The organism is Alicycliphilus denitrificans K601 (assembly GCF_000204645.1).
In the GTDB taxonomy this organism is placed as follows: Bacteria; Pseudomonadota; Gammaproteobacteria; order Burkholderiales; family Burkholderiaceae_C; genus Alicycliphilus; species Alicycliphilus denitrificans.
Genome location: NC_015422.1, coordinates 3,339,182 through 3,357,007 on the forward strand (window position 1 = coordinate 3,339,182; position 17,826 = coordinate 3,357,007).

The window sequence follows — 17,826 nt, forward strand, 5'->3', positions numbered from 1 at the left end:
GCTACGGCAACGCCCGTCGCATGGTGATGTGCGGTATGCCCGCTTCCTCGAACGGCTCGCCCTGCACCTCGAAGCCCGCGCGGCGGTAGAAGCCCTCGGCGCTGCGCTGGGCGTGAAGCGTCACTAGCGCGTCGCCGCGCGATCGCGCGGCATCCACCAGGGCATCGAGCACCATGCGGCCCCAGCGCTGGCCGCGCACCACGCGGTCCACGGCCATGCGGCCTATGCGCGCGTCGCCCGGGGCCTCGTACAGCAGGCGGCCCGTGGACACGGCCTGGCCCAGGCGGTTGTAGGCCACGGCGTGCACGGCCGTGGCGTCGTGCTCGTCGAGCTCGATCGTGGGGTCTATGCCCTGCTCCTGTACGAACACCGCCATGCGCAGCCGGGTGGCGTCGCGGCCCAGGGTGGCCCAGTCGCCCACGCGCAGCTCGACCATCTCGCCGCCGGCCTCGAAGTGCTCGATCATGGCGCGCAGCTGGGGCGGCACGGCGCGCTTGGTCTGCGTGGCCGGATCAGCGAAGACGTAGACCAGCTCGATGGCGGCCAGCAGCCGCTCGCCCGCGAACACGCCGCACTCGAACACCAGGGAGGTGTTGCCCACGCGCGCGCAGCGCAGCCCCAAGTCCAGCAGGTCGTCCAGGCGCGCCGAGGCGTGGTACTCCACGCTGGCCTTCTTGAGGTACACCTCGCCGTCCAGGGCCTGCATGCCGGCCTCGTAGGGCAGCGCCAGCGCGCGCCAGTATTCGGTCATGGCACAGTCGGCATAGGTGAGGTAGTGGGCGTTGAAGACGATTTTCTGGATGTCCACCTCGGACCAGCGCACACGCAGGCGGTGGCAGCAGCGGAAGTCTTTTCGTTGCATGGCTTGTTTTCAGTCGATGAGAAAGGCGGCACGCAGGGCGTGCGCCGCGTCCTGGTGGGCCTGGCGCGCCTCGGGAATGGCGCGGCCCATCTTGATGAATTCGTGCGTGACGCCGCGGTAGATCTCCAGATCGACGGCCACGCCGGCGGCGCGCAACTTGTCGCCGTACGCTACGCCCTCGTCCACCAGCGGGTCGCATTCGGCCAGGCCGATCCAGGCGGGGGCCACGCCGTCCACGTCGGGGGCGAGCAACGGGGCGAAGCGCCAGTCCTCGCGCTCGGCGCGGCTGGGGATGTACTGGTCGAAGAACCAGCCTATGGCCGCGCGGTCGAGCACCGGGCCGTAGGCGAACTCGGTGTGCGAGGGCGTGTCCTGGTGCGCCGTGGTTCCGGGATAGATCAGGAGCTGCAGCGCCAGCGGCAGGCCGACGTCGCGCGCCAGTATGGCGCTGACGGCCGCCAGCGTGCCGCCCGCGCTGTCGCCGCCCACGGCCAGCCGCGCCGGGTCTGCGCCCAGCCGGGCGGCGTTGGCGGCCACCCAGGCCAGCGCGTCCCAGGCGTCGTCGCTGGCGCGGGGGAACGGGTGCTCGGGCGCAAGCCGGTAGCCGAGCGACACCACCATGCAGCCGGCCAGGCGCGCAAGCTCGCGGCACAGCACGTCGTGCGTGTCCACGCTGCCGACGGTGAAGCCCCCGCCGTGCAGGTACAGCAGCAGCGGCAGCGCGCGCCCGGCCCCGGGCGCGTACAGGCGCGCTGGCAGCGGCAGGCCATCTCGCGCAGGGATACGCAGGTCCTCCACGCGGGGCAGCGCGGCCTTCGGCACCTCCAGCACGCCGGCGCCCAGCTCATAGGCGGCGCGGGCCTCGGCGGGGGTCAGCGTGTGCAGGGGAGGACGGCCGGCGCGCGCCATGCGGTCGACGACGCTGCGCATCTGCGGCGTGAGCCGCGCATGGTGGGGCGAAGGGAGGGCGGAATCGGGGCCGGTCGTCGTCAATGGATGCGTCCTTTACTTGAAATGCACCTGCACCGGCCGCGCGCCGGGCAGGCCCACATAGGTGGCCGTGACGCCGAGCCCGGCGCGCGGCGGCAGCAGCGGCGAGAACGAACCCAGGCTGACCAGGTCGCCCGGCTGCAGGGTGATGTCCTCCTGCTGCAGCGCCTGCGCCAGCCAGACCACCGCATTGAGCGGCTGGCCCAGGATGTCGCTGCCCTTGCCGCTGGCCAGCAATTCGCCCTTGTCGTTGGTGAGCTGCACCTCCATGCGTTCGAGCGCGTCGAGCAGCGCGTAGCGCTCGCCGCGCGTGGCCGGCACGGCGATGGGCTGGCCCGCCACGCCCAGGCGCGCACCCACGTTGATCGCGGCCACGCCGGGGCCGTTGAGCTGCGGCGGCGCCTGCACGATCAGGTCGGGGAGCTCAATGAAGGGAATCACTTGGTCGATGTGCTGCAGCACCTCGTAGGGCGTGCGCGCGTGGTTGATGGCCGCGTCCTTCACGCGCACCAGCATGTCGGCCTCGTACAGCGGGCGGGCGCCGAAGGCGGCGGGCACGGCGGTGCCGCTTGGCTGGACCATGCCCTCGTAGAGCTTGCCCCAGACGGGCTTGTCGGTACGGAAGCGCTTTTGCACCGCTGGGTTGGTCAAGCCCGCCTTGTAGCCCACCACCTTGCCCAGGCTGGAGGCCAGCAGCACGTTGAACTTGGCGCGCGTGCAGGCGCCGTCCGCGTCCGAAAGCGCTGGGAAATTGGGCGCGGGCGTCTTGGCCGAATAGTGCGAGGCAAGGACGCCCACCTCGCCGTCGCTCAGGCACTGGGCCTGTGCGCCCATGGCCAGCGCCAGTGCGAGGCCCGCACCCAGCGCGGTGAAAGATTGCTTCATGGTCATGCCGGTCTCCTTGTTGTGTCGTGGCGGCTGATCGTAATGGCGTCCGGCCGGCGCTGCACACAAGGCTCTCACCCACCGGCCGGGCCGGCCCCGGCTCATACGTAGTCGCCCGCGTCGGAGCGCGCCTTCCAGTCGATGGGGTCCTGCTGCAGCACCATATCGATGTCCAGGCCCAGGGCCACGCCCACCTCGCCGGGGAAGGTCACGGCCAGCTCGCGCGCGCCCAGCCCCGCCTCGCGCGCGCGGGCGCGCCAGGCGGCCAGGTGCAGCACGCCGGCCAGGGGTTCGCAAACGTCGTTGTCGAACGGTGCTGGATGGTGGCGCAGCGCATCGACCACCACGTCTGGCAGCTGCCAGCGCCAGGCCAGGCCCGCGCTGACCTGCGCATAGCAGTAGCCCAGCAGGTGCTGCTCCAGCTTGGCGCGGCGCAGATCCAGCGGCCCCACCAGCGCGTTGACGGACTGCATGCGCGCTGCGTCGGCCATGTGCAGCGCAAGCTCGCCCACGCCATGCAGCAGCCCCGCCGTGTAGGCCGCGATCTGGTTGTGGTGCACCAGGCCCGCCAGCGCGCGCGCGAGCTTGGCCGTGTAGAGGCTGTAGCGCCAGAAATGCTGCAGGTTCACGCCCGGCACCGAGCGCGACGTGGTGCCCGGCGGGGCCGCGGCCACCAGCGTGCGCAGCCGGTCCACGCCCAGCAGGGCCAGCGCCTCGGGAATGCCGCTGACCTGGCGCTGCGCGGCAAAGGGGGCGGAGTTGGCTTCCTGCAGCAGCCGCGCGGCCAGCGCCGGGTCGGTGCCGAAGAGCTGGTTCAGCCGCCGCAGGCTCGGCTCGGCGCTGCCCAGCTCGTTCATCAGTAGTGCCACGGCGCGTGGCAGGCTGGGCAGCACGAAGGGCTGTTCCAGCAGTGCATTCAACTCCATCGATTGCATTGCCCGGACAGGAAGGTGCGGGGATTATGTAACGATTGTTGCCGCCTGCAGCATCTCATCCGCCGAGCAGCCCGGTCAATGCCTGCGCCGAGCGCCGCAGCTCGTCGGCGAACGATGGCCGCACCCGCTGCTCCGGCGCGGTGAGCGTGAGCGCGCCCACCAGTTCCCGGGCTGCGTTCCATACCGGCGCGGATATGCCGACCAGCCCCGGGACGCGGTCTCCCGAGACCATGACGAATCCATCGCGCCGCACCTTGTCGTACATGCGGCCCTTGGCCCCCGCGAACGCCATGAGGACGCGCCCCCCCGCCCCCCGGTCCAGCGGTAGCAGATCCCCGGCGCGCACGTGGTCGCGCAGCAACTGGGGCGAATCGACGCGGTAGAGCACCAGGCGCTGATCACCCTGGCGGACGTGGAACGCCACGCTTTCCTGCGTGCGCTCCATCAGCGCGCGCATCTCGGGCATGACCAGGTCCTCGAGCGAGAACGATGCCGAATAGATCGACGCCAGGCGTGCCACCTCGGGGCCGAGGCTCCACTGGCCGTCCGCCGTCCGCTGCACCAGGCGTCCATGCGCAAGCGACGCCAGCAGGCGCAGCACGGTGCTCTTGTAAAGCCGTGTGCGCTCTGCCAGCTCCGTGACGCTCAGCGCCCTGTCTCCCGCCCGGAAGGCGGCAAGGACGGTGACCGCCTTGTCGACGGCGGCGGCGCCGCCTGGAGCGGCCTGTTCATCGGCGAGAGAGGTGGTTGCGGACTTCTTTGGCATGGCGCCGAGGGTAACGGGAAACCAGGGGCCCGATTGACACGCCGGATCCTCACAACTACTATTGTTCTATCTTTTGAATTTTAGTTCTATAAGACAGAACAAAACATATTCGGCGCCAGGGCGCCGATCCCTCATCCCGGACACCACCATGAGCAGCAATTACCTGGCCGTGCGTCCCGATTGGCTTGCACTCGGGCAGGAAGAAATCCTGGAGCCGGACCTGCCGATCGTGGATGTCCATCACCACTTTTTCGATCGCCCGGGCTGGACCTATCTGGCCAGCGAATACCTGGCGGACGTGCGCTCGGGCCACAAGATCCACTCAACGGTCTATATGCAGGCCCAGACCCGGTACCGCCGGGAAGGGCCCGCCAACCTGCGCGCCGCCGGGGAGACCGAGTACGTCGCCCATGCCGCCGACTCCCTGGCAGCGACCGGCGTGAACGTCGCGGCGGGCATCGTCGGCCACGCCGATCTGCGCGCGGGGGCCCGGGTACGCGAGGTTCTGCAGGCACACATCGAGGCGGGGCGCGGGCGTTTCCGCGGCATCCGGCACCTCACGACCTGGGACGCGGACGCATCGCTGGTCAATCCGCTGTCGGCGGTCCCCGCGCGGCTCATGCTTGACGGCGCCTACAGGGAGGGCGTGGCGCAGCTCGCGCCGCTGGGGCTGTCCTACGACGCCTGGCTGTTCTTCCACCAGCTGCCCGAACTGCAGGACCTTGCCGAGGCCTTTCCCGACACCACGGTCGTCGTGAACCATTGCGGCGGCATCGTGCGCATCGGCCCTTATGCGCAATGCCGGGACGAGGTCTTCAGGCAATGGGCCCGCGCCATGCGGGAACTGGCCCGGCTTCCGAACGTGTACGTCAAGCTGGGCGGGCTGGGCATGCGCATCAACGGCTTCGATTTCGAGAAATCCGAAACACCGCCCTCCTCGCAGCAACTGGCCGCCGCGTGGCGCCCATGGATGGAAACCTGCATCGAGGCTTTCGGCGCCGAGCGCTGCATGTTCGAGAGCAATTTCCCCGTGGACAAGGGCTCGTATTCCTACGCGACGCTCTGGAACGCCTTCAAACGCCTCACATCCGGCGCCAGCGCACAGGAAAGGCGGGCGCTGTTCGAAGGCACCGCGACGCGGGTCTACAGGATCGCCTGAAACGGCCCACCGGCCCACATTCTTTTTCATCTACTCAACGGAGACATTCCATGGTCGATACGCCTCGCCGCTTGCTTCTTGCCGCCATTTGCGCGCTGCCCCTGGCCTCGATGGCGCAGGGCGGCTACCCAAGCCAGCCCATCAAGCTGATCGTGCCGTTCCCCCCCGCCGGCGGCACTGACGTGCTGACGCGCCTGGTTGCCAACGAGGTAGCGCTCAAGGAGAAATGGACCTTCGTGGTCGATAACAAGCCCGGCGCGGGAGGCAACATCGGACTGGACGCTGTCGCCAAAGCCAGGAAAGACGGATACACCCTGGGCACGGGGCAGACGGCCAATCTGGCGATCAACCCGACCCTGTACACGAAGATGCCATTCGATGCGGGCAAGGACTTCGCGCCCGTGGTGCTGCTGGCTTCGCAGCCTGTGGTGCTCGTGGTCAGGCCGGACTCTCCAATCAAAACCTTGGCCGACGTGAAGACGCAGGCCAAGCAGCTCACGATGGCCTCGGCCGGTACCGGTACGGTGGGCCACGTGGGCGGCGAGATGTTTGCCAAGCGTGCCGGGATCAAGGTCATGCACGTGCCCTACAAGGGCGCCGGACCTGCCACCACCGATCTGCTGGGCGGCGTCACGGACATGTACTTCGCCACGCCGCCGAGCGTCATTTCCCTGATCAAGAGCGGCAAGCTGCGCGCGGTGGCCGTCACTTCGCCCAAGCGCCTGTCGGTGCTGCCCGACGTGCCGACGGTGGCCGAATCCGGCTACCCGGGCTTCGAGGCGGAGGACTGGAAGGCCATGGTGGCGCCGGCCGGCACGCCGCCGGAAGCTATCGCCCAGATCAACAAGGCCGTGAATGCGGCGCTCGCCCGCCCGGAGATCGCCGAGCGCCTGCGCGACGAAGGCAGCGTGGCGCGTGGCGGCACCCCCGCCGAACTCGGCGCCTTCCTGAAGAGCGAGCAGGCCCGCTGGGGGACTGCCGTACGCGAGTCGGGCGCCAAGCTCGACTGATACCTTCTTTCCACCATGACTCGGAGACATCCATGCCCATCGACAACATGCGCCGCCACATGCTTCTGGCCGGCGCCGCCAGCATGCTCGGCACACCGGCCTTCGCGCAGGGCAAGCCCATCACCATCATCGTTCCCTATTCGCCTGGCGGTACTGCAGACCTTTCGACACGGGTGATTGCGCAGTTCGCGGCGCCAAGCGTGGGTTCGCCCATGGTGGTCGATAACCGCACCGGAGGCGGCGGGCTCATCGGCTGGGGCCTCGCCTCGCGCGCGGCCCCCGATGGCAACACACTGCTGACGGTCGAACTGGCCTACGCGATTGCCGCAGGCTTGCTGCCGAACATGCCTTTCGATCCGCTCAAGGCGTTCTCCCAGATCACGACGGCCGTCAAGGTGCCGCATGTGCTGGTGGTGAATCCGAACGTGCCCGCCAAGACGGTGCAGGAATTCATCGCGCTGGCAAAGGCGCAGCCCGGCAAGCTCAACTATGGTTCGGGAGGCAACGGCACCAACACCCATCTGGCGGGCGAGCTGTTCAAGAGCGTTACCGGGACGGACATCGTGCACGTGCCCTACAAGGGGGCCGGCGCGGTGCTTGCCGACCTGATGGGCAACCAGGTGCAGGCGCTGATCACCGCGGTGCCCACCGCGCTGTCCCACATCCGCAGCGGCAAGCTCCGGGCGTTGATGGTGACCGGTGCACAGCGCAATGCCCTGCTGCCCGACGTGCCGTCGGCCAAGGAAGCGGGCATCCCGGCGATGGACATCGACTACTGGGTCGGGCTCGGCGCGCCGGCAGGCACGCCCCAGCCCGTCATCGACAAGCTCGGCAAGGCCATCAATGCAGCCTTGGCGCAACCCGAGGCCAGGAAGAAGTTCGCCGAGATGGGGCTTACCGTGGTGGGCAGCACGCCCGAGCAGGCGACGCAGTTCGTGCACAGCGAGATCCAGCGCTGGAGCGCAGTCATCAAACAGGCCGGCATCAAGCCGGAGTGACCATGCCGATCAAACCTCTGCAAGGCGTTCGGGTGCTGGACCTGACCAACGTGCTCGCCGGCCCCTTCTGCTGCCATCAGCTCGCCCACATGGGCGCCGACGTCATCAAGGTCGAGGCGCGGCTGGGCGGCGACCTGGCGCGCCAGCTGGGCGCCGACGTGGAGCTCAACCGCCGCAACATGGGCGTGTCCTTCCTCGCGCAGAACCCCGGCAAGCGCTCCATCACGCTCGATCTCAAGAAAGAGAGCGCCAAGGCCGTGTTCCGCAGGCTGGTGCGCACGGCGGACGTGGTGGTGGAGAACTTCCGGCCCGGCGTCATGGACCGCCTGGGCCTGGGCTACGCGGAGTTGCTCCAGGAGAACCCCGGGCTCGTCTACTGCGCGATCTCGGGCTTCGGCCAGACCGGCCCGCTGCGCGACTTCCCCGCGTATGACCAGATCATCCAGGGCATGTCCGGCGTGATGGGCATCACCGGCGACCAGGAGTCGGCGCCGCTGCGCGTCGGCTACCCCATCGCCGACACCATCGGCGGCATCACGGCCGCATTCGCCGTGGCATCGGCCCTGGCCAGTCCGAAGCGCAACAAAGGCGTGTTCATCGACGTATCGATGCTGGAGGCCACCATGGCGACGATGGGGTGGGCCGTTTCCAACCACCTCGTCGCCGGGCGCGCACCGCAGCCCATGGGCAACGACAACGTGACCGCGAGCCCCTCCGGAACCTTCAGGACGGGCGACGGGCTGCTGAACATCGCGGCCAACAAGCAGGAGCAGTTCGAGAAAGTCTGCGACGTGCTGGGCCGCCCCGAATGGAAGCAGGACCCGCGCTTTGCCGAGCGCCACGCCCGGCTCGGGAACAGGGCCGAGCTCAAGCGCCTGATGGAAACCGAGCTGGCCGCCCGTTCGGCCGATGCCTGGTGGCAGTTGCTCAACGCCGCCGGAGTGCCGTCCGGGCCCGTGTACAGCGTGCCGCAGGCCCTGGACCACCCCCAGATCAGCACGCGGGGCATGGTGGCCACGTTCAAGGACGCCCCGGGCGTGGGCCGCGACATCCGGCTCGTGCGCACGGGCTTCAAGCTCAACGGGGAGGCGCCTTCCGTGGACGCGCCGCCGCCCCGGCTGGGCGAGCACACCGACGCGATCCTGGCCGAGCTGGGCTATGCCGAGGAAGAGATCGCATCCTTCAAGCAGCAGGAGATCGTATGAGCACGACACCGAAAGACACGGAACAGGTGCGGCAGGCCGTGAGGGACTGGTGGCGCACCTCCATCATCGACATGGCGCCGGGCAGCATCCGCTACAGCGGCTACCCCATACAGGAGCTGATCGGCCGCGTCGGCTTCGCGCAGATGATCTGGCTGATGACGCGCGGCGAGCTCCCGAGCGAAGGCGAGGCGCGCCTGCTCGACGCCGCGCTGGTGGCCGCGGTGGACCATGGCCCCCAGGCGCCGAGCATCGCCATAGCCCGCATGGCCGCCACCTGCGGCGTGGGCCTGAACAACGCCATGGCCTCGGCGGTGAACGTGCTGGGCGACGTGCACGGAGGCGCGGGTGAGCAGGCCGTGGAGATGTATGCCTGCATCGCGCGGCGGCTGGACCGGGGCGAGGACCTTCGCGCCGCCGCGAGCGCGGGCCTCGACGAGGCGATCGACCGCCACGGGAAGTTCGTCTCCGGCTTCGGCCACCGCTTCCACCCCATCGACCCGCGCGCGCCGCGCCTCCTGGAACTGGTGGACGAGGCCGCCCGGGCCGGCGTGGTCGGCGGGCGCTTTGCGCGCATAGGGCGCGCGGTGGAGGAGGAGCTTGCGGCGCGCAAGAACGGCAAGCGCATCCCGATGAACATCGACGGCGCCACCGCGGTGATCTATGCCGAGCTGGGCTTTCCCGCCGCGCTCGCGCGCGGCCTGTTCTGCCTGTCGCGCTCGGTGGGCATCCTGGCCCATGCGTGGGAGCAGACGCGGCAGGGAGGGCGCAACAAGGGCCCCATCCCCCGCGAGTACATCTGGAGCTACGACGGCCCTGCGCAGCGCGCGGTGCCGGGCAGCCAGACCTGAAACCGGGTCGGATTGATTTCCTCCCGGAATTCGACGTAGAGTCTTGCGGGAAAAGCGGTATCCGCTATCCTTTTTACATCGATACGTTCGTCACACCGCGCCGCAGGAAGCACCCAGGATCAAATCCGACTGGATGACCACCGTGCGCGCATGCGGCGGAGCCACTTTCTCGATGCGCTGCAGAATGAGCTGCACGGCGGCGCTTGCGCTCTGGTGGAAGTTGTAGCGCAGGGCCGTGACGGGCGGGTACATCAGCTCCAGCGTCTCCAGCGTGCCGATCCCCACCACGGACATGTCGCGCGGGATGTCCATCCCCGCTTCGCGCACGACGTGCACGGCGCCCGACAGCAATTGGGTGCCCACGGCAATGATGGCCGTGGGCGGCGCTTCCAGCCGCAGCATGCGCCGCATGGGCTCGCGCGAGGATTCGAGCCACGACTCGGAGAGATGCACCAGCCGCTCGTCGAACGCGAACCCCGCATCCTCCAGCGCCGCGCGGTATCCGCGCAGCTTTTCGCGGCCCGGGCGCAGGCGCGGGCCCGAGGCGAACAGCGCCACGCGCCGGTGGCCCAGGGCAAGCAGGTATTCCATCACCTTGCGCATGCCCTGGCAGTGATCCACCAGCACGCTGTCGAACCCGGGCCCCAGGTCGCGATCGACGATCACCGTGGGCAGGCTCGTCGTGCCGAAGGGCGATGACTTCGGATCCTCGTATTCGTGCGACGGCGAGGCGATGATGCCCTCCAGCCGCCGGTTCTCGAAGAACGCGACCAGTTCCTTGTCGCGCGCCGGCCGCTCCGAGCTGCCGATGAACAGCGAGTAGCCCGCGCCCTGCGCGAGCTTCTCGACCTCTGCCAGATGGATCGCCAGAAACGGGTTGGCGATGTTCGGCAGCAGGTAGCCGATGGTGCGGCTGTGGCCGGTACGCAGGTGGCGGGCGGTGAAGTCCGGCTCGTACCCCAGCCGCGCAATGGCCTGCTGCACGCGCTGGCGCACGGCCTGGCTCGCGTAGCCGCTGCCGTTGAGTACACGGGACACGGTGCCGATGGACACCTCGGCCGCTGCTGCGACATCTCTGATCGATACACGTTCGGTCATGGTTTACGCGAATGAAAACGTTCCACAGGATTGCTGATTTTGCACAGCATACATAGGATTTATCGTGTGAAAACGCTTCCACAAGATCCCATGGAACCAGCGAACCTTCTCCCATCCCGGCGACGTGCCGTGCTGCAGGCACTGGCGGCCCTGGCCCTGCCGGCAGGTCTGACCGTGCGCGCTGCGCAATGGCCTGAGCGCAGCATCACCTTCGTGCAGCCCTATGCGCCGGGGACCGCGACCGATGCATCCTCGCGCTACATCGCCCAGCAGATCTCCGAGCGCTGGAAGGTGCCCACCGTGATGGAGCACAAGGTCGGCGCCAACAGCATCATCGGCACCGAGTACGTGGCCCGCGCGGCGCCCGACGGCTATACCTTCCTGATCACCTCCACCGGCTTCTTCACCAACGAGGCCATGGTGTCCAAGCTGCCCTACCACCCGCTCGACAGCTTCGTGCCCGTGGCCAAGGTGGGCGGTGTGCAGCTTCTGCTGTGCGTGCCCGCCAATTCGCGCTTGCGCAGCGCGAAGGAACTGGTGGACTTCGCCAGGGCCAACCCCGGCAGGCTGACCTATGCCTCCGGCGGCAACGGCAGCTCGCAGCACCTGTCGGGCGCGCAGCTGGGCACCTTGTCGAACACGCAGCTGATGCACGTGCCCTACAAGGCGCAGGTGCCGGCGGCAGTGGCCACTGCGTCCGGCGAGGTGGACTTTTCCTTCATCGCCATCGCCACGGCCAAGCCCCTGCTGGCCGCGGACAAGATCCGCGTCCTGGCCGTCAGCGGGTCCAGCCGATCGGCCTCCTTCCCGGAGATGCCCACCGTTGCCGAGGCCGGCGTGCCGGGGTTCGAGTGGGTGGCCAACACTTTCTTCCTCGCGCCGGCGAACACCCCGCGCGACATCGTCCGCAAACTCTCCGGCGTGCTGGGCGAAGTGGCCGGAAGCGACGGCTACCGAGAGTTCACCAAGGGCATAGGCATGGACGCCGACTTCATGGGCGAAGCCGAGTGGAGCCGCACCATCGCGGCGGAGCGGCAGCGCTACCTGCAAGTCGTGCGCGCCAGCGGCGCCAAGGCGGAGTGACGGACATGCAATTGATCGATCTGTTCGACCGCGGAGCCACCTATGGCGCCGAAAGCCCCTGCCTGATCGAGCCCGGAGGAAGCACCTGGAGCTACGCGCAGGTGCAGGACCTATCGCACCGCATCGCCAACGGCCTGCAGACCTGCGGGGTGGAGCGAGGGAGCAAGGTCGGCTTGCTCAGCGCCAACCACGTGCTGACGTTCGCGGCCATCCTGGGCATCGTGCGCTCCAACGGCATCTGGCTGCCCGTGAATGCGCGCAATGCGCCCGAGGAGAACGTCAACATCCTGGTGCGTGGTGGCTGCGAATTCCTGTTCGTGCACAGCCAGTTCGCGGCGCAGCTGCCGCAGCTGCGCGAGGCCATGCCGGCGCTCAAAGGCATCGTGTGCATCGATGCCGAATTGCCCGGCGTGCCCGGCTTGCAAACCTGGGCCGGGGAGCAGCCGGCCCAGCCCTTTCGCAGCGAAGACCGGACCGACGACGTCGTCGCGATCCGCGGCACCGGAGGCACGACGGGGCTGCCCAAGGGCGTGCTGATCAGCCACCGCAACTACCTGGCCATGTATGCCAACTGGTACGCCGCCATGCCCGTGCGCGAGCGGCCCGTGCACCTGGTGGTGGCGCCGCTGACGCACGCGGCCGGCTCGCTGTGCTTCGCCACCTGCGGCTACGGCGGCGCCAACATCATCCTGCCGAGCGCCGAGCCCGCAGCCATCATCGAGGCGATCGAGCGCTACAAGGTGACGCAGCTCTTCCTGCCGCCCACGGTGATCTACAAGCTGCTCGCACACCCGGACGTGCGCAGGGGCGACTACCGCTCGCTGCGCTACTTCGTCTATTCGGCAGCGCCGATGTCGGTGGACAAGCTGCGCGAGGCGCTGCAGGTATTCGGCCCGGTCATGGTGCAGGCCTATGGCCAGGCCGAGGCGCCCTTCGCCTGCACGATCATGACGGCGGACGAGCACGCGCACATCCTGGGCGACCCGGCCCTGGGGCACCGCCTGTCCAGCTGCGGGCGCGCCTCGCCGTTCGTGCGCGTGGGCGTCATGGACGCAGAAGGCCGCCTGCTGCCGCCCGGCGAACGCGGGGAGATCGTCGTGCAGGGCGACCTCGTCATGAAGGGCTATTACCAGGATCCCGAAAAGACCGCCGAGACCCTGCGCCACGGCTGGCTGCATACGGGCGACGTAGGCTACCGCGACGAGGACGGCTACTTCTACATCGTCGACCGCATGAAGGACCTGATCGTCTCGGGAGGCTTCAACATTTCCCCGAGCGAGGTCGAACAGGTGCTGTGGGCGCATCCGGCCGTCAGCGAATGCGCCGTGATCGGCGTGCCCGACAGCCACTGGGGAGAGTCGGTGAAGGCTATCGTCGAACTCAAGCCCGGCGTGCCGTGGGACGAGAACGCGGCCCTGGCCTACTGCCGCGATCGCCTGGGTGGCATGAAGGCGCCCAAGTCCATCGAGGTGTGGCCGCAACTGCCGCGCAGCACGGTGGGCAAGGTGCTGAAGCGGGAGATCCGCGAACGCTACTGGGCGGGGCAGAGCCGGCGCGTTTGAGCGCAAACGCAGGCAAGGAGACGGCCATGACGGAACGACTCAAGGGCAAGACGGCACTGGTGCTGGGCGCGGGCTGCGTCGGCGAGGGCTGGGGCAACGGCAACGCGACCGCGGTGACCTTCGCGCGCGAAGGCGCCAACGTGGTGTGCGCCGACATCAACGAGGGGTCCGCAGCGCAAACCGCGGAACTCGTGCGCCGCGAGGGCGGCAAGGCCGTGCACGTGCGTGCCGACGTTGCCAGCCTCGAACAGCTGGAGCATGCGGCGGCCGTTGCGCTCGAGGCCTACGGGCGCATCGACGTGCTGCACAACAACGCAGGCATCAGCGTGCGCGGAGGCACGCTGGATTCCAGCGAGGAAAGCTGGGACCGCGTGTACGCCGTCAACGCCAGGGGCGCCTTCCTCGCATGCAAGGCGGTGATCCCGCACATGCAGCGCCAGGGCGGCGGCTCCATCATCCATGTCTCGTCGATTGCCGCCGTCGGCTGGACGGGGCATGCCCTGCTGTCCTACCAGTCGTCGAAAGCCGCGCTGAACCAGCTCACGCGCATGGTCGCGGTGCAGCACGCGGCCGAAGGCATCCGCTGCAACTGCATCATGCCGGGCCTCATCGACTCCCCGCGCATCTACCAGACCATCCTGCCGGTATTCGGCGGCGATGTGGAAAGGATGCGCGCATCGCGTTCGCAGGCCGTGCCGATGAAGCGCATGGGCGAAGCCTGGGACATCGCCAACGCGGCACTGTTCTTCGCCGCGGACGAGTCCAAATACGTCACTGGCGTGGTGATGGCCGTCGATGGCGGCATCACCTGCTCCCTGCCGCATTGAAGCGGCAACGGCCATCCCGATACTTCAGGAGACCCCCATGCAATGGATATCGCTCGCCGCCGCGGTCGGCCTGTGCGTGGCACAGGGCGCCGCCAGCGCCCAGGCCTGGCCGGCCAAGCCGGTCAAGATGATCATCCCGCTGGCTGCCGGCGGCGCCACGGACAAGGCCGCGCGCCTGGTGGCCCAGCGGCTCAGCGTTGCGCTGGGCCAGCAGGTCGTCGCGGAGAACGTCACCGGCGCCTCGGGCAGCATCGCGCTGCAGCGGCTTGCGCAGGCCGAGCCCGATGGCTACACGCTGGGCGCCACGGCCAACAGCCTGCACACCATCGCGCCGCACATGGGCAAGCTGCCCTACGACGCTTTTTCGGCTTTCAGCTTCGTCGGCACCTATGCCGCCTTCGACTACGTGCTGATCACCGCGCCGGATGCGCCCTACAAGAACGTCGCCGAGCTGGTCGAGCGCGCCCGCAAGAACCCCGGAACGGTCTCGTACGGTTCCTCGGGCGTGGGCACCGGCAACCATCTGGCTGCGGCATTGTTCGGCCAGCTCGCACAGGCCGATCTCAACGGCATCCCCTACCGGGGCGGCAGCCCGGCCATCCTGGACGTGATGGCGGGCCGCACGGATTTCATGTTCGACGTGGTGGGCGGCGCCATCGCGCAGATCGAAGGAGGCAAGGTCAAGGCCCTAGGCGTCAGCGGCGTCAAGCGCCATGCGCTGCTGCCCGGCGTGCCGCCGATTGCCGACAGCGTGCCGGGCTACGAGTCGGGAGGCTGGTTCGCGCTGATCGGGCCGGCCCGGCTGCCGCCGGCCATCGTGCAACGGCTGAACACGGAACTCAACCGCATCCAGGCCTCGGCCGAATTCCGCGAGCAGCTCGCGGCACTCGGCTACGAGCCTTTGCCCGGGACGCCGGCAGATGTGGAAAAGCGCCTGAAGGCGGAAACCCTCAAGTGGGGCGAGGTGATAGGCAAGCTGCCGTGCACCGCCGTTCCCGAACGCTGCGCCACCACCCAATGAACGCCATGAATTTTCATCATCCCGCCTTCATCGTGGGCGCCTTCGAGCACCCGACGCGCCATGCGCCGGACAAGTCGGTGGCGCAATTGCATGCCGAATGCGCGCGCGGCGCGCTGGCCGACGCCGGGCTGGGCATGGACGACGTGGACGGCTATTTCTGCGCCGCCGATGCGCCAGGCGGCATCCCCGCCCTGATGGCCGACTACCTGAATCTGCGCCTGCGGCACATCGACGGCACGGAGTCCGGCGGCTGCTCGTACATCGCGCACGTAGGCCATGCCGCCACGGCCATCGCACAGGGCAGGTGCTCCGTGGCCCTCATCACGCTGGCCGGCAAGCCGCGCAGCAGCGGCCAGGCGACCGGCACCGAGATCCGCAAGATTCCCCCGGAGCGCCCCGCCGCGCCCTTCGAGCAGCCCTACGCATGGACGGTCGCCGGCCTGTACGGCATCCTGGCCAGCCGGCACATGTACGAATACGGCACGACGATGGAGCAGTTGGCCTGGGTCAAGGTCGCTGCGTCGCACCATGCCCAGCACAACCCCCATGCGCTGCTTCGCAAGGTATTCACCACGGACGACGTGCTGGCCTCCCCCCTCGTGGCCGATCCGCTGCGGCGGCTGGATTGCTGCGTGATCACCGACGGCGGGGGCGCGCTGGTGATGGTCCACCCCTCCATTGCGCGGTCGCTCAAGCGCCCCATGGTCGGCGTGCGCGGGTTCGCGGAAACCATCCGCACCAACGAGGCCGGGCGCCTCGACCTGCTGCAGACCGGTGCCGCAGTCACCGGCCCGCGCGCCTTCGAGAACGCCCGCCTCACGCCCGCGGACGTGAAGTACGCCTCGGTCTACGACAACTTCACCATCATGGTGGCCATGCAGCTCGAAGACTTGGGCTTCTGCGCCAAGGGCGATGGCGGCCGCTTCGTCGCCGACGGCAACCTCATCTCTGGCGTTGGCAGGCTGCCCTGGAACACGGACGGCGGCGGCCTGTGCAACAACCACCCGCAGAACCGCGGCGGCATCACCAAGGTCATCGAGGCCGTGCGCCAGCTGCGCGGAGAAGCCCATCCTGCCGTGCAGGTCCCGAACTGCGACATCGCCCTGACCAGCGGCCCGGGCCTCGTCATGGGCGCGGGCCATGCACACGCCACGGTATTGCTGGAGCGCCTGCAATGAACAACGCCCACGCCCTTGCCGGCGATCCCTATGTCGCCGCCTTTCCCGAAAACCTGCCCTTCTGGGAAGCCGCCGCGCGCGGCAGGCTCTTGCTGCCGCGCTGCGCCGACTGCGGGCAAGCCCATTGGCACCCGCGCGCCCATTGCCCCTACTGCCGCTCGGAGGCCGTGCGCTGGGAAGAGGCCAGCGGCAGGGGGACGATCCACGCCTGCACCGTCATCCGGCGCCCGGATTCCCACTGCGTGCTGGCCTATGTGCAGGTCGAGGAGGGTCCTTTGATGATGACCAACATCATCGATGCGGCCCCGGAAGACCTGCATATCGGAATGGCCGTGCGATGCGATTTCCGCGCGACCGCCGAAGGCCGGCATGCGCCGGTCTTCCGGCCGGCATGAACCACAACGAAGGAGACGACCGATGATTCCCCTTACGCGCCGCCGCCTGCTGCAAGCCATCGCCGCCGCAGGCACGATGCCCGCCCTCCATGCGGGCGCGCAAGCCACCTACCCCGGCAAGCCCATACGGCTGATCGTGCCCGCCGCGGCGGGCGGAGCCACCGACATCATCGGCCGCCTGGTCGCCCATCAGGCAAGCCTTGCCTGGCCGCAACCCATGGTCGTGGAAAACGTCGCGGGCGGCGGCGGCGTCATCGGAACGCAGGTCGTCGCGCGAGCCAGCGGGGACGGGCATACCCTGCTCATGGGCGCCATCAACCACACCATCAATGCGAGCCTGGTCGGCAAGCTGCCCTACGACAGCGTGAAGGACTTCACCTTCATCTCGCACCTCGTCTCCATTCCCAACGTGCTCGTCGTGCACCCCTCGTTGCCCGTGACCACGCTGGCGGAGTTCATCCAGTACGCGCGAACGCACGATACGCTGGTGTTCGCCTCGTCCGGCAACGGCACGTCGCAGCACCTCTCCGCCGAAATGTTCCGCATGGCCACCGGCGTCAAGTACCAGCACGTCCCCTACAAGGGCGCGGCCCCCGCGACCAACGACCTGCTCGGCGGCCACGTCCACCTGATGTTCGACAACCTGCCCGCCGCGGCCCCCAACATCCGGGCCGGCAAGCTCCGCGCCTTGGCCGTCACCAGCGCCCGGCGCAATGCCGCGTTTCCCGACCTGCCGGCCATTGCCGAAACCGTGCCCGGTTTCGACGTGCGCTCCTGGTTCGGCCTGATGGGCCCTGCGGGCATGCCCAGGCCCGTGGTGGACAAGCTGCATGCCGAGATGGTGCGGATCTTCACCCAGCCCGAAGTGCTGCGGCGCATCGCCGACATGGGGGCAGAGGCCCAGGTGACAGACCCCGCGGCGTTCAACGCCTATGTGCACCAGGAGATGGAGCGCTGGGCCAAGGTCGTCAAGGCATCGGGCGCCACGGTGCAGTAAGGAATCC

At 68.7% G+C, this 17,826-nt stretch carries 18 protein-coding genes; 12 read left to right on the plus strand and 6 right to left on the minus strand.

Going from position 1 to position 17,826, the window contains the following annotated elements; all coding sequences use genetic code 11:
- Window position 1 precedes the first annotated feature (1 nt).
- The 5 genes from ALIDE2_RS15880 to ALIDE2_RS15900 all read right to left on the minus strand — a co-directional run bounded on the left by ALIDE2_RS15880 (window position 2) and on the right by ALIDE2_RS15900 (window position 4,438).
- A complete protein-coding gene (locus ALIDE2_RS15880) occupies window positions 2-862 on the minus strand; it encodes a YbgC/FadM family acyl-CoA thioesterase (protein ID WP_013518478.1) in 861 nt (286 codons plus the stop codon).
- Window positions 863-871: 9 nt separating this feature from the next.
- Entirely contained in the window at window positions 872-1,792 is a 921-nt protein-coding gene (locus tag ALIDE2_RS15885) for an alpha/beta hydrolase fold domain-containing protein (protein ID WP_373279457.1), read from the minus strand.
- 75 nt (window positions 1,793-1,867) lie between these two features.
- Window positions 1,868-2,743, minus strand: coding sequence for a 2-keto-4-pentenoate hydratase (locus ALIDE2_RS15890; RefSeq protein WP_013518476.1), 876 nt, complete (start codon window positions 2,741-2,743; stop codon window positions 1,868-1,870).
- A gap of 95 nt (window positions 2,744-2,838) precedes the next feature.
- Entirely contained in the window at window positions 2,839-3,663 is an 825-nt protein-coding gene (locus ALIDE2_RS15895) for an HDOD domain-containing protein (RefSeq protein ID WP_041701037.1), read from the minus strand.
- 64 nt (window positions 3,664-3,727) lie between these two features.
- The gene (locus ALIDE2_RS15900; protein WP_013518474.1) at window positions 3,728-4,438 is read right to left on the minus strand and encodes an IclR family transcriptional regulator; all 711 of its coding nucleotides are present in this window, start codon (window positions 4,436-4,438) and stop codon (window positions 3,728-3,730) included.
- A 148-nt stretch (window positions 4,439-4,586) separates the two neighbouring features.
- Between ALIDE2_RS15900 and ALIDE2_RS15905 the strand changes: the two genes are divergently transcribed.
- Genes ALIDE2_RS15905 through ALIDE2_RS15925 form a run of 5 tightly spaced genes read left to right on the plus strand, consistent with a single transcriptional unit; the run spans window position 4,587 to window position 9,658 of the window.
- Complete coding sequence (locus tag ALIDE2_RS15905; protein ID WP_013518473.1) at window positions 4,587-5,597, plus strand: amidohydrolase family protein; 1,011 nt, start codon at window positions 4,587-4,589, stop codon at window positions 5,595-5,597.
- Window positions 5,598-5,647: 50 nt separating this feature from the next.
- Complete coding sequence (locus ALIDE2_RS15910) at window positions 5,648-6,607, plus strand: Bug family tripartite tricarboxylate transporter substrate binding protein (protein ID WP_013518472.1); 960 nt, start codon at window positions 5,648-5,650, stop codon at window positions 6,605-6,607.
- 32 nt (window positions 6,608-6,639) lie between these two features.
- Complete coding sequence (locus ALIDE2_RS15915) at window positions 6,640-7,605, plus strand: Bug family tripartite tricarboxylate transporter substrate binding protein (RefSeq protein WP_013518471.1); 966 nt, start codon at window positions 6,640-6,642, stop codon at window positions 7,603-7,605.
- 2 nt (window positions 7,606-7,607) lie between these two features.
- A complete protein-coding gene (locus tag ALIDE2_RS15920; RefSeq protein WP_013518470.1) occupies window positions 7,608-8,810 on the plus strand; it encodes a CaiB/BaiF CoA transferase family protein in 1,203 nt (400 codons plus the stop codon).
- Window positions 8,807-9,658 carry a citryl-CoA lyase gene (locus ALIDE2_RS15925; protein WP_013518469.1) on the plus strand — a complete coding sequence of 284 codons (852 nt, stop codon included), beginning with the start codon at window positions 8,807-8,809 and terminating at the stop codon, window positions 9,656-9,658. Before ALIDE2_RS15920 ends, ALIDE2_RS15925 begins: the two co-directional genes overlap by 4 nt.
- 90 nt (window positions 9,659-9,748) lie before the next feature.
- Here ALIDE2_RS15925 and ALIDE2_RS15930 read toward each other — a convergent pair whose 3' ends face one another.
- Entirely contained in the window at window positions 9,749-10,756 is a 1,008-nt protein-coding gene (locus tag ALIDE2_RS15930) for a LacI family DNA-binding transcriptional regulator (protein ID WP_013518468.1), read from the minus strand.
- A 129-nt stretch (window positions 10,757-10,885) separates the two neighbouring features.
- Between ALIDE2_RS15930 and ALIDE2_RS15935 the strand changes: the two genes are divergently transcribed.
- From ALIDE2_RS15935 to ALIDE2_RS15965, 7 genes are read left to right on the plus strand one after another with little or no spacing between them, the layout of a single operon-like run.
- On the plus strand, window positions 10,886-11,839 hold the full coding sequence (locus ALIDE2_RS15935) for a Bug family tripartite tricarboxylate transporter substrate binding protein (protein ID WP_238530031.1): 954 nt from the start codon (window positions 10,886-10,888) through the stop codon (window positions 11,837-11,839).
- A 5-nt stretch (window positions 11,840-11,844) separates the two neighbouring features.
- Window positions 11,845-13,401 carry a class I adenylate-forming enzyme family protein gene (locus ALIDE2_RS15940; RefSeq protein ID WP_013518466.1) on the plus strand — a complete coding sequence of 519 codons (1,557 nt, stop codon included), beginning with the start codon at window positions 11,845-11,847 and terminating at the stop codon, window positions 13,399-13,401.
- Between the two features lie 26 nt (window positions 13,402-13,427).
- Window positions 13,428-14,228 (plus strand): SDR family NAD(P)-dependent oxidoreductase, encoded by an 801-nt coding sequence (locus tag ALIDE2_RS15945; RefSeq protein ID WP_013518465.1) that lies wholly within the window; start codon window positions 13,428-13,430, stop codon window positions 14,226-14,228.
- 37 nt (window positions 14,229-14,265) lie between these two features.
- Window positions 14,266-15,249, plus strand: a complete 984-nt coding sequence (locus ALIDE2_RS15950) for a Bug family tripartite tricarboxylate transporter substrate binding protein (RefSeq protein WP_013722572.1) — start codon at window positions 14,266-14,268, stop codon at window positions 15,247-15,249.
- A 5-nt stretch (window positions 15,250-15,254) separates the two neighbouring features.
- Window positions 15,255-16,427: a thiolase domain-containing protein gene (locus tag ALIDE2_RS15955; protein ID WP_085945349.1), complete on the plus strand. Its 1,173-nt coding sequence runs from the start codon at window positions 15,255-15,257 to the stop codon at window positions 16,425-16,427.
- Window positions 16,424-16,822 carry a Zn-ribbon domain-containing OB-fold protein gene (locus ALIDE2_RS15960; RefSeq protein WP_013722574.1) on the plus strand — a complete coding sequence of 133 codons (399 nt, stop codon included), beginning with the start codon at window positions 16,424-16,426 and terminating at the stop codon, window positions 16,820-16,822. The genes ALIDE2_RS15955 and ALIDE2_RS15960 overlap by 4 nt, the downstream gene beginning before the upstream one ends.
- Before the next feature lie 22 nt (window positions 16,823-16,844).
- Window positions 16,845-17,819 (plus strand): Bug family tripartite tricarboxylate transporter substrate binding protein, encoded by a 975-nt coding sequence (locus ALIDE2_RS15965; RefSeq protein ID WP_013722575.1) that lies wholly within the window; start codon window positions 16,845-16,847, stop codon window positions 17,817-17,819.
- The last annotated feature ends 7 nt before the right edge of the window (window positions 17,820-17,826 follow it).

Bases quoted from the DNA above. Each gene is read 5' to 3' on its own strand.
- ALIDE2_RS15920 (WP_013518470.1), top strand. From the start codon at position 7,608: ATGCCGATCAAACCTCTGCAAGGCGTTCGGGTGCTGGACCTGACCAAC.
- ALIDE2_RS15930 (WP_013518468.1), bottom strand. From the start codon at position 10,756: ATGACCGAACGTGTATCGATCAGAGATGTCGCAGCAGCGGCCGAGGTG.
- ALIDE2_RS15910 (WP_013518472.1), top strand. From the start codon at position 5,648: ATGGTCGATACGCCTCGCCGCTTGCTTCTTGCCGCCATTTGCGCGCTG.
- ALIDE2_RS15915 (WP_013518471.1), top strand. From the start codon at position 6,640: ATGCCCATCGACAACATGCGCCGCCACATGCTTCTGGCCGGCGCCGCC.
- ALIDE2_RS15940 (WP_013518466.1), top strand. From the start codon at position 11,845: ATGCAATTGATCGATCTGTTCGACCGCGGAGCCACCTATGGCGCCGAA.
- ALIDE2_RS15945 (WP_013518465.1), top strand. From the start codon at position 13,428: ATGACGGAACGACTCAAGGGCAAGACGGCACTGGTGCTGGGCGCGGGC.
- ALIDE2_RS15905 (WP_013518473.1), top strand. From the start codon at position 4,587: ATGAGCAGCAATTACCTGGCCGTGCGTCCCGATTGGCTTGCACTCGGG.
- ALIDE2_RS15965 (WP_013722575.1), top strand. From the start codon at position 16,845: ATGATTCCCCTTACGCGCCGCCGCCTGCTGCAAGCCATCGCCGCCGCA.
- ALIDE2_RS15880 (WP_013518478.1), bottom strand. From the start codon at position 862: ATGCAACGAAAAGACTTCCGCTGCTGCCACCGCCTGCGTGTGCGCTGG.
- ALIDE2_RS15890 (WP_013518476.1), bottom strand. From the start codon at position 2,743: ATGACCATGAAGCAATCTTTCACCGCGCTGGGTGCGGGCCTCGCACTG.
- ALIDE2_RS15960 (WP_013722574.1), top strand. From the start codon at position 16,424: ATGAACAACGCCCACGCCCTTGCCGGCGATCCCTATGTCGCCGCCTTT.
- ALIDE2_RS15955 (WP_085945349.1), top strand. From the start codon at position 15,255: ATGAATTTTCATCATCCCGCCTTCATCGTGGGCGCCTTCGAGCACCCG.
- ALIDE2_RS15885 (WP_373279457.1), bottom strand. From the start codon at position 1,792: ATGCGCAGCGTCGTCGACCGCATGGCGCGCGCCGGCCGTCCTCCCCTG.
- ALIDE2_RS15900 (WP_013518474.1), bottom strand. From the start codon at position 4,438: ATGCCAAAGAAGTCCGCAACCACCTCTCTCGCCGATGAACAGGCCGCT.
- ALIDE2_RS15925 (WP_013518469.1), top strand. From the start codon at position 8,807: ATGAGCACGACACCGAAAGACACGGAACAGGTGCGGCAGGCCGTGAGG.
- ALIDE2_RS15950 (WP_013722572.1), top strand. From the start codon at position 14,266: ATGCAATGGATATCGCTCGCCGCCGCGGTCGGCCTGTGCGTGGCACAG.
- ALIDE2_RS15895 (WP_041701037.1), bottom strand. From the start codon at position 3,663: ATGGAGTTGAATGCACTGCTGGAACAGCCCTTCGTGCTGCCCAGCCTG.